This window comes from Alishewanella maricola, assembly GCF_016343785.1.
In the GTDB taxonomy this organism is placed as follows: Bacteria; Pseudomonadota; Gammaproteobacteria; order Enterobacterales; family Alteromonadaceae; genus Alishewanella; species Alishewanella maricola.
Window position 1 is genome coordinate 290,734 of the sequence record NZ_JAEINI020000001.1, and the last position, 13,392, is coordinate 304,125.

The 13,392-nt window shown below is 45.2% G+C and carries 10 protein-coding genes; 8 read left to right on the top strand and 2 right to left on the bottom strand.

What is annotated here, in order from left to right:
• The first annotated feature begins 9 nt into the window (after positions 1 to 9).
• From nqrE to JAO78_RS01475, 6 genes are all read left to right on the top strand, one after another.
• Positions 10 to 618: an NADH:ubiquinone reductase (Na(+)-transporting) subunit E gene (gene nqrE, locus JAO78_RS01450; RefSeq protein WP_226749573.1), complete on the top strand. Its 609-nt coding sequence runs from the start codon at positions 10 to 12 to the stop codon at positions 616 to 618.
• Positions 619 to 637: 19 nt separating this feature from the next.
• Positions 638 to 1,864, top strand: coding sequence for an NADH:ubiquinone reductase (Na(+)-transporting) subunit F (gene nqrF, locus JAO78_RS01455; protein WP_226749574.1), 1,227 nt, complete (start codon positions 638 to 640; stop codon positions 1,862 to 1,864).
• 69 nt (positions 1,865 to 1,933) lie between these two features.
• The gene (locus JAO78_RS01460) at positions 1,934 to 2,947 is read left to right on the top strand and encodes an FAD:protein FMN transferase (protein ID WP_226749575.1); all 1,014 of its coding nucleotides are present in this window, start codon (positions 1,934 to 1,936) and stop codon (positions 2,945 to 2,947) included.
• Positions 2,948 to 2,955: 8 nt separating this feature from the next.
• A complete protein-coding gene (gene nqrM / locus JAO78_RS01465) occupies positions 2,956 to 3,168 on the top strand; it encodes a (Na+)-NQR maturation NqrM (protein WP_226749576.1) in 213 nt (70 codons plus the stop codon).
• Between the two features lie 191 nt (positions 3,169 to 3,359).
• Positions 3,360 to 5,990: an ATP-binding protein gene (locus JAO78_RS01470; protein ID WP_226749577.1), complete on the top strand. Its 2,631-nt coding sequence runs from the start codon at positions 3,360 to 3,362 to the stop codon at positions 5,988 to 5,990.
• Positions 5,991 to 6,074: 84 nt separating this feature from the next.
• On the top strand, positions 6,075 to 6,914 hold the full coding sequence (locus JAO78_RS01475) for an HDOD domain-containing protein (protein ID WP_226749578.1): 840 nt from the start codon (positions 6,075 to 6,077) through the stop codon (positions 6,912 to 6,914).
• 3 nt (positions 6,915 to 6,917) lie between these two features.
• On the opposite strand, the gene JAO78_RS01480 is transcribed toward JAO78_RS01475, so the two are convergent.
• Positions 6,918 to 7,823 carry a recombination-associated protein RdgC gene (locus JAO78_RS01480; protein WP_226749579.1) on the bottom strand — a complete coding sequence of 302 codons (906 nt, stop codon included), beginning with the start codon at positions 7,821 to 7,823 and terminating at the stop codon, positions 6,918 to 6,920.
• Between the two features lie 57 nt (positions 7,824 to 7,880).
• The gene (locus JAO78_RS01485; protein ID WP_226749580.1) at positions 7,881 to 9,623 is read right to left on the bottom strand and encodes a sensor histidine kinase; all 1,743 of its coding nucleotides are present in this window, start codon (positions 9,621 to 9,623) and stop codon (positions 7,881 to 7,883) included.
• Between the two features lie 125 nt (positions 9,624 to 9,748).
• On the opposite strand from JAO78_RS01485, the gene JAO78_RS01490 reads away from it, so the two are divergent.
• Together JAO78_RS01490 and thrA are read left to right on the top strand one after the other, a co-directional pair.
• On the top strand, positions 9,749 to 10,696 hold the full coding sequence (locus JAO78_RS01490; protein ID WP_226749581.1) for a sensor domain-containing diguanylate cyclase: 948 nt from the start codon (positions 9,749 to 9,751) through the stop codon (positions 10,694 to 10,696).
• Between the two features lie 221 nt (positions 10,697 to 10,917).
• Positions 10,918 to 13,392 carry a bifunctional aspartate kinase/homoserine dehydrogenase I gene (gene thrA, locus JAO78_RS01495; protein ID WP_226749582.1) on the top strand — a complete coding sequence of 825 codons (2,475 nt, stop codon included), beginning with the start codon at positions 10,918 to 10,920 and terminating at the stop codon, positions 13,390 to 13,392.

Below are 13,392 nucleotides of genomic sequence, written 5' to 3' on the forward strand. Positions count from 1 at the left end.
GAGCGATTGATGGAACATTACATTAGCTTGTTCGTACGTGCCGTATTTATTGAAAACCTGGCATTAGCATTCTTCTTAGGGATGTGTACCTTTCTTGCTGTATCACAAAAAATCAAAACTGCTTTTGGTTTAGGTGTTGCGGTAATCGTTGTACTGGGTATTTCGGTACCTGTGAACAACTTGGTTTTCCACCTTTTATTAGCGCCAGGTGCGTTAGCATGGGCGGGATTTCCAGATGCCGATCTGAGTTTCTTAGGGTTCTTGACCTACATAGGCGTTATCGCTGCCCTGGTGCAAATTCTAGAAATGATCTTAGACAAGTACTTCCCTGCGTTATACAACGCATTAGGTATTTTCTTACCTTTAATTACCGTTAACTGCGCTATTTTTGGTGCGGTAGCCTTTATGGTTGAACGTGATTATACCTTCGGTGAGAGCGTCGTGTTCGGTTTAGGAAGTGGTGTAGGTTGGGCTTTAGCGATAACGGTATTAGCCGCAGTTCGTGAGAAGCTGAAATACGCTGATATCCCAGACGGTTTACGCGGTTTAGGTTCTACCTTCTTGGTAGTAGGTTTAATGGGATTAGGCTTTATGTCTTTCTCTGGCGTTCAACTATAAGCAGTAGAGGAATAACACCATGCAAGAGATTTATCTTGGCGTTGGCATGTTCACTGTCGTGGTACTGGCGCTAGTATTTATTATTCTAGCGGCCAAATCAAAACTGGTTGCCAGTGGCGATATCACGATCAGTGTTAACGGTGATCCGAGCAAAGCAATTAAAACAAAAGCAGGCGGTAAGTTATTAAGCGTTTTAGCTGATAACGGTATCTTCTTGTCATCAGCCTGTGGTGGCGGTGGTTCTTGTGGTCAGTGTCGTGTCCATGTACACGAGGGCGGTGGTGAGATTTTACCTACCGAGCTGGGTCACATCACTAAAGGTCAGGCCCGTGAAGGCTGTCGTTTGTCTTGTCAGGTTAATGTTAAAACTGACATGGACATCGAAGTAGAAGCAGAAATCTTCGGTATTAAAAAATGGGATTGCTCGGTTATTTCTAACGATAACAAAGCCACTTTCATTAAAGAACTGAAACTGCAGATCCCTGATGGCGAATCAGTACCTTTCCGTGCGGGTGGTTATATCCAAATTGAAGCGCCTGCGCATCACGTTAAATATGCAGATTTTGATGTTCCTGCACAATTCCGTGGTGATTGGGAACGTTTCAAATTCTTCACACTGGAGTCAAAAGTGGATGAGCCGACTATTCGTGCTTATTCAATGGCTAACTACCCAGAAGAAGAAGGCATTATCATGCTGAACGTGCGTATTGCTACGCCGCCACCAAATAACCTGACGCTGCCTTGCGGTAAAATGTCATCGTTTATTTGGTCTTTGAAAGAAGGCGACAAAGTAACGATTTCAGGGCCTTTTGGTGAGTTCTATGCCAAAGACACTGAAGCTGAAATGGTCTTCATCGGCGGTGGTGCAGGTATGGCGCCAATGCGTTCACATATCTTTGACCAATTACGCCGCTTAAAAACCAAGCGTAAGATCAGTTTCTGGTACGGTGCGCGTTCGAAGCGAGAAATGTTCTATGTTGAAGATTTCGATATGCTAGCGGCTGAGAACGACAATTTTGAATGGCATGTGGCGTTATCTGATCCACAACCAGAAGATAACTGGACTGGCTATACGGGTTTTATCCATAACGTAATTTATGAAAACTACCTGAAGAGCCACAAAGCACCAGAAGACTGTGAATTCTACATGTGTGGTCCACCAATGATGAACAAAGCGGTTATCAATATGCTGAAAGACTTAGGCGTAGAAGATGACAACATTCTATTAGATGACTTTGGTGGTTAATCTAAGCGTGAAGCGGTAAAATAGTAGGGGTGACTTTTAGTCGCCCCTTATTTTTATCAGGAGCAGAACATGCGATTTATTCGCCCCTTGCTAATATTAGTGTTCGTTATATTGGTTGCGGCTTGCCAACCGCAGCAGACCTTTCCAGAATACAAAGTGGAAGGTAAAACGATGGGCACTTATTATGTCGTGAAATTTTACAGTGACAAAGAGCCGGATCTGACCGCGCTGCAAGCCACCTTTGATAGCGAGTTAGAGCTATTAAACGATCTGATGTCGACCTATCGACCAGAATCTGAATTAATGCGCTTTAATCGCCAACAGAGCAGTGAGCCCTTTACCTTATCACCCCGTACGCAACTGGTTATAGCCGAAGCCATTCGTGTCGGACACGAAACGCAAGGTGTGCTTGATGTTACCGTGGCGCCATTAGTCGAATTATGGGGCTTTGGTGCGCAAGGTCGCATTGAACATGCGCCTGACGAGCAAGCGTTAATAGCCATACGCCAACATGTTGGTATTGATAAAATCAGTTTAAATGGCATTGAGTTACAAAAGAGCGATCCGCGGGTGAGTGTTGATTTGTCGACGATAGCTAAGGGCTATGGTGTCGATCAATTAGCAGAAATCTTATTGGCGCAAGGCATTACCCGCTTTTTGGTGGATATTGGTGGCGAAATGCGTGTAGGTGCAGCAAAACCTAATGGTGACTGGCGAGTGGCCATTGAAAAACCGATCGACCATGAACGTGCGGTACAACGCATTATGGCGGTAAACCAAATCGCGGTAGCCACCTCAGGTGATTATCGTAATTACTTTGAGGAAGACGGTATTCGTTACTCGCATTTAATTGATCCGCGCACGGGTAAACCGATCCAGCATAAAACAGTATCTAGCACTGTGCTGCATGCTTCCGCTATGACGGCAGATGCCTATGCCACAGCGTTAAATGTGATGTCGGCAAGTGAGGCACTGGCGTTTGCTAATCAGCAGCAGCTTGCTGCATTAATTATTGAAAAAACGGATGCCGGTTTTGTGGAACATATATCAGATGCTTTTAAACCTTATTTAACTCAACCTTGAGGTGAACAATGACCATTTTTTTAATGACCTTTGGGTTATTTTTAGTTGTAGTTGTGGCAATGGCCAGCGGTTATTTATTACAGCGTAAGTCACTTGCCGGAAGTTGTGGTGGTTTAGGTGAATTGAACATCGATAAAGCTTGTGACTGCGATAAACCTTGTGAGAAAAGACAAAAACGTTTAGAAAAAGAAAAGTTTTGGCAAGATAATAAAATTATCTAAAGTACAGGGCTAGGTCGCTATGCGATCTAGCCCAATCAAGGCTATGCCATGTTCATGACTAGCATACCTTGCGTTAACCGAGCTAAATTTGCTTTTTGTCGTCAAAACTGCCTGATCCCTTGTCGCTGACTGCAATGCTGAGTATGCTATAAGTCCATTGTTATTAACAATTATAATAGGCGTAAGCCAGCATGAGGCTTCGGGAAACACTGTTAATCTATATGTTGCCGCTATTGATTTTACCTTTAGCGCTGCTAGGCTATTTGGCATATCACTACAGTAACACCGTCAAACAGCAACAATTGTTTCAGCAGGTTTCAAAGCATTTAAACGACCAACAACAATACCTCAATGACTATTTAAGAGTTAATCAGACTAAGCTGTCGTTACTCACCATCTCAAAACGCCTTAATCAGTATTTACAGACGGGCTCCGCCGAAGATAAACAGGCCGTTGATAACTTGTTTCAAGAAGTCGCTGCGCAAGATGAAACGCTACGATCAATCAAGTTGTTGCGGCTAAATGGCGATGAGGATGTGATATACCCACTTCAACAGGTGGTTTCGACGGTACCTAGCCGTTTTAGGAATGAATATTTTTCTTTAGTGCAAGCAATGATCGAAGATCAAACGGTATTTCTCGCGCCACATGGCGCAGATCGTCAATTGCAGGTCTTTATTGTGAAAAAGCTTTACCTTGCGGATAGTCGCGCGAATCGGCAAGTGTGGGGTTATATTTTGATGGTACTCGATGCCGAGCCCTTTGCCCAAGTCGCGAATAACCCTGTTTCAGCCAATAGTGTCACTTTATTGGTTAATCGTGCCGCCACCATTGCGTATGCCGCTAATCAATCTTTAATTGGGAGTGCCTTCCCACCCAGTCAATATCGGATCATTCAGCAGAGCATTGACCATACTAATTTTATTGATAGTTTATTGCTGGGCCAACCGAAACTTTTACTCGGTAAAAACTTAGCGGGCTCGTATCAGCTGATCTACGGCGTGGATGCAGACGAGATGTATAGCCAGTTTTCAAAATGGCCATTGCATATATTGTTGTTCGCGTTATTTTGTATCTTCGCAGTGCCTATTCTAATACATCAAATACTGATTTATCAGGTGTTTAACCCGGTAAAACAACTGACGGCAGCCAAAACGGCGGTTGGCCGGGGGAATTTTGCTACATTCCTTGAAATACGTAAGCAAGATGAACTCGGTGATATGTTCGCGGCTTTTAATGTGATGGTGCGCCAGTTACGCGTGTACCGTGAACGCGAAACGATCTATAAACAGCAACTCGAAGATAAGGTATTGCGTCGTACTCAAGATCTCGCCCGGGCCAATAGCGATTTAGCATCAGCTAACCAAGAATTAATTTTAGCGCGTGAAGTGGCCGAGCAAGCCAACCGTTTAAAAAGTGTTTTTTTAGCTAACATGAGCCATGAGATCCGCACACCACTGACCGCGATTATTGGTTTTAGTGAGCAAGCCTTAAATGAAACAGAACAAGCAACCCGTTCGGATTATTTACGGCGCGTGTTGCGCAGTAGCGAACATTTGCTTGGCTTAATCAACGATATTTTGGATTTATCAAAAATTGAAGCTGACAAATTAGAGCTGCAATTAAGCCAGGTCGATTACTTGGCGATGCTTAATGAAATTTATCAGCAGACCAAGGAGCAAGCCCGCCAAAAGAGGCTAGAGTGTCAATTACACATTCAGTTTCCGTTACCGCAAACTCTTTATGTGGACAGCTTGCGTCTTCGACAGGTGTTATTAAATCTCACCAGTAACGCCGTGAAATTTACCCGTAAAGGTAAGATCTTGTTGGCGGTCAGTTATGATGCAGCACATTCGCGGCTGTCGATTAAAATAAAAGACACTGGCATTGGCATGAATAACGAAGAGCAACAGCGTTTATTCCAGCCCTTTATGCAAGCCGATGCCACCGTTACTCGCGATTTTGGTGGAACGGGTTTAGGCCTGTGTATCTCGAAAAAGCTGATTGAGCAAATGTCGGGTGATATTTTGGTCGAGAGTGTCAAGGGCATTGGCAGTAGCTTTGAATTACTGTTGCCTGTTGCCGACAAAGTGAACCTGATTGAGCAATATGAGGCTGTTGAACCCCTTGTTGAGCCGCTAACCGAGCGTGAAACGCAGTGGCAGCTTAATGCGCTGGTGGCGGAAGATAACCCGGATAACCAACTGCTGCTAGCGTTAATGCTAGATAAAGTGGGAGTGCATCATGAATTGGTCAGTAATGGCCATCAAGCGGTAGAGCGCGCTTTAGCCGGCCGTTTTGATGTGATCTTTATGGATATGCAAATGCCTGTGATGGGTGGTGAAGAGGCCACTCAATTGATCCGACTGGCCGGCGTGAACACCCCCATTATTGCAGTGACGGCTAATGTGATGGCTGAGGATGCCGAGCGTTATCGTCTAGCGGGGTGTCAGGAATTACTTGGCAAGCCTATTGTGCAAAAAGAATTTTTGTCCTTGTTGCGTCGTTATGCTAAAACAACGTCAAGCAAATTACAGGAGTTGGAACAGCATTTAGCCCAAGATCCCGCAATGCAAGCGCTAAAAGCGCGTTTTAAAGCGCAGTTGCCGGCGTTATTACAGCAATTTGAGCTAGCTTTGCAGCAGCAGGCTTGGTCTAGCTTAGAGTTTGATGCCCATAGCTTAAAAGGCAGTGCGGGCAGTATGGGGTACCCACAGCTCACCCAACTTGCCGACGCATTAGAAAAAATAGCAAAACAGCAAGATGTGGCTGCGGTGCAAGTTATGTTGCAACAGATGCAGCAGATAATCGAGCAAGCTTAATGTAGTCGCATCGGCTTAAACCGAGGGTGCTCACTATTAAGCCCTATAACGAGTTTTCATTGATTAACCGAGAGACTGCGCAGTATGAGTGCACAACAAGCATTACTGACTATTTTAGATGACAAGATCCGTAATGACCGCTTGGTCTTACCGACCTTGCCAGAAATTGCGTTACGAGTTCGGCAACGAGCCGATGATGCCAGCGTAAGCCTTGCGCAAATGGCAGAAGTTATTTCACAAGATCCCTCTTTGGCAGCCCGGCTGATGAAAGTCGCTAACAGCGCCTTTATGGGGCGTTCAATTAAGGTGAGCACCTTAAACCAAGCAGTTACTCGAATTGGTTTAAGCCAAATTAAAAATATTGCCACCGCGATGGCGGTAGAGCAGTTATTCATATCGCAATATAAACAAGTACAGCAGCATTTAGATAAATTATGGCAAGACAATGTGCAGGTCGCGGCAATCGCGGTGGCTTGCTTAAAAGCCTATCAAACGGTGAATAAGCAATGTACGTTAAGTGCAGATGTGATGACGTTATGTGCGTTAGTGCATAATATTGGGGCACTTGCCGTGATCACCGAAGCCGAGCGGCATCCAGAAGTATTTGGGCATCCGATTTTTTTAACCAGTGTGATAGACAAGGCGGCGCCTTATATAAGTGTCAAAGTGTTAAAGGCTTGGGGTTTTGATGACGAGTTGCAGCGCGCAGCCAAAACATGGCGTGTCTGCAAGGCCAGCCCAGAATTAGATTATACTGATTTTATTCGTTTAGCGGCCGTAGCTCGCGGTTTTTACAAATCAACTGAAGAACAACACCAATTGCTAACGCATTATGTTACGCAGCAAGTGGTGTCGGTACCGGAGTTTATGCAACAACCGCAAATTGCCAACCTGTACCAAGACATTCGGCAACTGTTTCAATAAATCTTAACTTTCCGGATGGCTATTCACCTGCTCGCTGATGGCGAGCAGGGCATTGTTGACACTGTCCGCCATCAATAACAAATCAGCATCTAATCGCGCCGGTAAATCATCCCAGCCCAGTTCATCGTTGTGATCAATAACGCTATCTGGGTATTTGACTTGTTTGATACTGCCATCATCAGTGATGGTTAATGAGACACCTTCGGTTTGTTGCAAGCTAATGCGCGTAACCAATTTATCTTGTAAATGGGTTTGCACTTCATCGGCGCTGAGTAAATGATTACTAAAGCGCACCTTGGCGCCTTCTTCATCGGGCGCTTTTAACTCGACTTCCGCCCCTGGCATAAAGCCCTTGGGTAAATCTTCATGCTTTAACCATTGTTGCAACTGACTATTCAGTTTATGACTGTCTAACCAAGGTAAAGCCGGTAAAGAACCAATGGCTTTGCGCAGTAAAGCCAAGATATCTTCTGCTTTACTCGCACTGCTGCTATTAATGACCAACCAGTTTTTTTGCGCATCATAATAACCTTGAGTCAGCTGAGAGCGACTGAAAGCACGCGGCAGTAAAGTATGGATAAGCTCTTCTTTTAAAGCCTGCTTTTCTTTGCGACTTAACGCGCGGCCTTGTTCTTGCTCGGCAGCATCAATTTTGGGTTGTAATTCTTCATTGATCACGGCAGCAGGCAGGATCTTTTCTTGGCGCTTAATCGCAAAAAACCAGCGGTGCTGCTGTTGATGGCAATATTGTTTAATACTGTTATGCAGAGGATAGCTAAACCCACTTTTCACTGCTTCTTGACCGGTACAAGGGCTGAACTTAAATTCAGCGAAGGCTTGCTCAAGGCTGGCCAAATCTGTTGTCAGCGGAGCGCTGAGTTTGTAAACCCGAATATTTTTAAACCACATAAAAACCTTACTTCATTTTACAGCAAAGACCGGCAGTATAACCTGCTTCAAGCGGCGCTATCTATTTAGTTTTTTAGGAAAACAAATATGATAATGCAAGCCTTCGCCCAGTTGGCTGCTGACCTCAATGCTGCCACCTAGCGTTTGGCGTACTAAGTTGTAGATGATATGTGTACCTAAGCCGCTGCCACCCTGATTGCGCTTGGTGGTGAAGAACGGATGAAATAATTTCGCTAACTGATCGGCCGCGAGCCCTTTACCATCATCAGCATAATGGATGTCAATATTGTGTTCGTTGTCTAGCACGGTAATGCGGATCAGCCCATGCTCTCGGTCTTCAAAGCCATGGATCAATGAGTTCATCAACAGGTTGGTAATAATTTGTGAAATGGCACCGGCAGGGCAATCTAGGATAATGCTCTCTTCACAGTTCACCTCAATTTGGTACTGGGTTTTCTTAAAATGCGGCTGTAATGAACGAATAATTTCATTAAGATAGTGGCAAAGATTGATGGTGCGGGTGGCTTCACTGGCTTGATCCACGGCGATTTGTTTAAAGCTAGCAATCAGATCGGATGCTCGCGATAAATTTGATTGTAATAAGGCAGTACTTTGTTGTGCTTCTTGTAAGAATTCTTCGAGCATTTTGGGCGTAAGCTGTTTTTGTTGATAAGCGCTGCTCAGTTTGCTGACACGCTCATCTAAAAAGCTGGTGGCCGTAACACAGATCCCGACGGGGGTATTCACTTCATGAGTAATGCCAGCGACTAAACCGCCGAGTGCCGCCATTTTTTCAGATTGCACTAACCGGTCTTGCGCTAAGTTTAAGTTATCAATGGTTTCCTGCAACTCACGTTGTTTTTGCAGTAAGTTACTTTCTGTTTGCACGCGCTGTTCGATCTCTTCACGTAGAGCTTGTTTCTTATGCAGTAATTCTTGTTTTTGTTGTTGCAAATCCATCATCGCTTGACTTAACCCCGAGGTTTTCCGCGCGACTTCTTGTTCTAATAAGAGGTTTTGTTGATCTAATTTATTATGTGATACCAGCAATTGTTGCTGTGTTTGTTTTAGTTGGCCTTGATTGTCGCTTAACCGAGCCAGCAGCCGGTTAAACGCATTCGCCATAAAGGATAGTTCAGCGCCTTGGTCTTCTGCGACAATGACTTTGCTGCCATCTAACTGGTCGAGCTCTAAATCTTCAATTTGTTGGCTTAAATCAGCCAAAGGTTCAATCAGATAACGGCGAAACGCCAGTAGAAATAAGATGATTAAAAAAGTGGTTTTTAGCATTGCGTTGGCAATCAGGAAATATAAACCCACTTTGATACGTTCGATAACAATATCGCGGCTGGAAAATAGCGTGACATCGCCCACTTGGCTCGTTCTGCCAGAAAACTCAAAGATTAACGGAAAGGTAAATCCAAAAATACCCGAGCCTTGTTCACTTAAGCTGACTTCTTTACTCACCAATTGGTTGCTAAAGCGTTGTTGAATATCAATATAACGGCCAGATTGAGTAATAATGGCGCCGTTATCGTCCCGCACAATAATCCCTTCAATCGTTGGGATGGCTAACAAGCCGTCGGCAATATTCAAGGTTTGTGGGGTGTTGAGCTCCCAAATCGCCCTCGTCAAACTGCCAGCGAAGGTGTTTTGTAAGGTGGTTAGCTCGTTATTAATATAATTTTTGGCGTTGTAATATTCAGCAACGATCTGGCCAACGGTCACCACAAGCGTCAAAATAAAATAGACTGATAAGACTTTTGTCAGCAGCTTTTTTGACAAGCTGGGTTGCTGCATGGTATCACCCTAAGATTGATCATCGTTTTATTGTTATGTATTACTGTTACCATAACGAATAAGCGTAAGATTTAAAATAGTTATAGCAAAATAGTCAGCAATCGGCAGTAAAAAGAGGAATCTGTGTGATCTCGTCGATATTAGTGTCAATGGTACAACATTTACCTGGTGGCGTTCTGTTACTGAATTCGCATTGCCAAATCAGTTACGCCAACAGCTTTATTTACCGATATAGCGAATTGACAGAGCGAGAGCTGGTAGGCAAATCGTTTTTTTCTTTGTTTCCCGAAGTGCCTAAAGCGTGGTTCAATCGGAAAATGCAGAGCGTGTTGACTAGCCAACAAACCGAACAGATTAGCTGGCAACAGCGCTTGTATTTACTCAAGTTTCCTCGCCAACAACACCTGGACCAAACACAAGTGTATATGGCGCAAAATTGCACGCTTATTGCCTTACGTCACCCTCAAACTCACGAACAATTTCTGTGCTTGTGGATCCAAGATGCCAGCGAGCAAGCGCGTTATCACGCTAAATTATTAATGACGCAGCAGCAATTAAAAATTCATGATCGCCAAGATAGTCTTACCGGCTTGATGAATCGGCAATTTTGGCAGCAACAATTACTGTTAGAAATCGCACGAGCCGAGCGCTATGAGCGGCCTTTATCGCTAATGATGTTTGATATTGATCAGTTTAAACACCTTAATGATCAATATGGCCACAAAGCAGCAGATATCTTGTTACAGTCGCTGGCGCGTCATTGTGCAGGGCTATTGCGTGATAATGATCTCTTAGCACGCTTCGGTGGCGCCTCTTTTGCGGTCGTGCTGCCAGATACCACCTTAAATGGGGCAATAGAAGTGGCTAACCGGGTCCGTTTGCAATTATCAGAACAGGCTTTTATCGAGCATGAACCCAAAGTGCGGGTGACAATTAGTGCGGGCGTGAGTTTGCATCAAATGTCGAACAGTGCAGATGAACTGATCTTGCAAGCCGATCAAGCGCTGTATCAAGCCAAACGAGCAGGCCGAAATCAGGTCAGTATTTGGAATACCGCAGCGATAGCCAGTTAAATCAGAAAAAGGATTGACAGACGTCTATAAGTCCGTGCATAGTGTGTTCATGAAAATAAAAATGACAACACTCACCATGATTATTATCACCACCAACCCTGCGGGGTAGGAGGTCGGCGGTGTGTTGTCTGTAAAAAGGCCCGTGACCTCAAAAGGTTTCGGGTTTTTTTTTGGCCGATAATGGCGATGGGTCTGCGATAGCAAAACAACGAAAGACGACAATGCGCGAGGAGAGAGAGATGAGGGTGCTAAAATTTGGTGGATCATCGTTGGCGTCAGTTGCCCGCTTCAGTGAAGTGGCAACGATCGTGATGCAACAAGCTACGACGGAACAAGTGTGTTTAGTCTTATCGGCCCCACAAGGGGTGACCAATACGCTGGTAGAATTAACGGATCTGGCTTATTTGGGTGCCGATTTTCAAGCGCTACTGCAACAGTTACAGCAACGTTATCAGCAACTATTGCAAGATGTGGTGGGTATCAGTGCCGCACAGCAACAGGTTGTGCAACAGTTAATTACCCAGCAAATTGAACAATTAAGTTTGCGATTACAGGGTATGAGCCTATTACGCTTCTGTCCCGATCATATCAAGGCGCAAATTCTGGGCTTGGGTGAACAATTTAGCGTGGCGCTGATGACAGCGTTGTTGCAAGCGCGTGGTGCAGATGCCGCATCACTTGACTCCGTAAAATTAGTGAAAAGCCATGGTGATTTCTTAAATGCCACCGCGGATGTGGAAGCGACGGCACAACAATTTCAACAAGCCCTTGCCGGTTTGCCCGCCAGTATCTATGTGTTAGCGGGTTTTGTTTCAAGCAACGCTCAAGGCGAAACGGCTTTATTGGGGCGAAACGGTTCAGATTACTCTGCTGCAGTCGTCGCTGCGGCGATCCGAGCCAGTGCCTGTGAAATCTGGACTGACGTTGATGGTGTTTACAGTGCCGATCCCCGGCAAGTAAAACAGACGCGCTTAATTGATCGTTTGTCGTATGATGAAGCGATGGAGCTATCGTACTTTGGTGCTAAAGTACTGCATCCGAAAACCATCGGCCCCTTAGCGCGAGTGCAAATACCGTGTTATATCAAAAATACGTTGAACCCAAGTGCACCCGGAACCTGTATCGATAACGACGGTGATGGGGAAGCCTTAGTGAAAGGGATCTCAAGCCTAGAGCATTTAGCGTTAATTACTGTTTCCGGCCCTGGCTTGAAAGGTGTCGTGGGCATGGCGAGCCGGATTTTCGCTTCCATGGCACGTTCACAGATCTCGGTCAGTTTGATCACACAATCTTCGTCTGAATTCAGTATCAGTTTTTGTGTGCCTCAATTACATTTGCAGGCCGCTAAACGCGCGTTAGAACAAGAATTTGAACTCGAATTACAAACCAAATTATTACGCCCGTTAATCATTCAATCTGATATGGCCATTGTCAGCTTGGTGGGGGATGGCATGCGCCAACATAAAGGCGTTGCCGCGAAGTTCTTTGCCTCTTTAGCGCAAGCCCGAGTAAATGTTGTGGCGATAGCGCAAGACAGCAGTGAGCGTTCAATCTCGGCGGTGGTAGAGCAACGCAGTTGTCAAAGTGCGGTAAAAGTGTGTCATGAAAACTTCTTTAGCCATATCCCGAGTATTGATGTGTTTTTGGTGGGGTGTGGTGTGGTTGGTAGTGAGTTATTGGCTCAGATCCATCGTCAACAAGCGTTTTTGCAACAACGACAAGTGCGCTTAACGGTGTACGGCATTGCCAACAGTAAGCAGCTTTTATTAGCCGGCGATGGCATTGCGTTAGAGTCATGGCAGCAACAATTGCCGGCTGCCAAGCAAACCTTCTCTTTGGCTGAGTTAAATCGTTTTGTGCAAGAACAGCATTTGATTAACCCGGTATTGGTGGATTGCACCAGTTCACAGCAAATTGCCGATCAGTATGCTGATTTTCTGGCGGCAGGTTTTCATGTCGTGACACCCAACAAAAAAGCCAACACAGCCAGTTTAGACTATTATCACAAGCTACGGACCGTTGCCCAGCAACAGCGTCGTCGCTTCTTATATGAAACCACTGTAGGCGCTGGCTTACCGGTCATTGATACTCTGCAAGGTTTAATTAACGCGGGTGATGAACTGTTAGCCTTTGAAGGCATTTTATCCGGTTCACTCTCTTATATTTTTGGTGAGTTAGAAGCGGGTGTTGCTTTATCAACCGTGACGGCCAAAGCCAAGGCGCTGGGCTTTACTGAGCCGGATCCACGTGATGATTTATCGGGTATGGATGTCGCACGTAAGCTGTTAATTATGGCGCGGGAATCGGGTTTACAGCTGGATTTAAGTGATGTCGAGGTGGAGTCTGTATTACCTGCCGACTTTGATGCCATTGGCAGTATCGATGACTTTATGGCGCGTTTACCCAGCCTTGACGAGCATTTTGCAAAGCGCTTAGCCGAAGCCAAAGCAGCAGGGCAGGTGCTACGTTACATTGGTGAAATTCGTGATGGTAAATGTAAGGTGGCCATTAAAGCGTTAGCGGTTGATCATCCCTTAGCAAAAGTGAAAGACGGTGAGAACGCCTTATCGATGTTAAGTCGTTATTACCAACCTATCCCGTTTGTGCTGCGGGGCTATGGTGCCGGAGCCGCAGTGACGTCGGCAGGGGTGTTTAGCGATATCATGCGCACGCTAAGTTGGCAGCAGCAGGTATAA

Excerpts from the sequence above, each read along its gene's own strand:
- nqrE (WP_226749573.1), top strand. The coding sequence starts at position 10 with ATGGAACATTACATTAGCTTGTTCGTACGTGCCGTATTTATTGAAAAC.
- nqrF (WP_226749574.1), top strand. The coding sequence starts at position 638 with ATGCAAGAGATTTATCTTGGCGTTGGCATGTTCACTGTCGTGGTACTG.
- JAO78_RS01460 (WP_226749575.1), top strand. The coding sequence starts at position 1,934 with ATGCGATTTATTCGCCCCTTGCTAATATTAGTGTTCGTTATATTGGTT.
- nqrM (WP_226749576.1), top strand. The coding sequence starts at position 2,956 with ATGACCATTTTTTTAATGACCTTTGGGTTATTTTTAGTTGTAGTTGTG.
- JAO78_RS01470 (WP_226749577.1), top strand. The coding sequence starts at position 3,360 with ATGAGGCTTCGGGAAACACTGTTAATCTATATGTTGCCGCTATTGATT.
- JAO78_RS01475 (WP_226749578.1), top strand. The coding sequence starts at position 6,075 with ATGAGTGCACAACAAGCATTACTGACTATTTTAGATGACAAGATCCGT.
- JAO78_RS01480 (WP_226749579.1), bottom strand. The coding sequence starts at position 7,823 with ATGTGGTTTAAAAATATTCGGGTTTACAAACTCAGCGCTCCGCTGACA.
- JAO78_RS01485 (WP_226749580.1), bottom strand. The coding sequence starts at position 9,623 with ATGCAGCAACCCAGCTTGTCAAAAAAGCTGCTGACAAAAGTCTTATCA.
- thrA (WP_226749582.1), top strand. The coding sequence starts at position 10,918 with ATGCGCGAGGAGAGAGAGATGAGGGTGCTAAAATTTGGTGGATCATCG.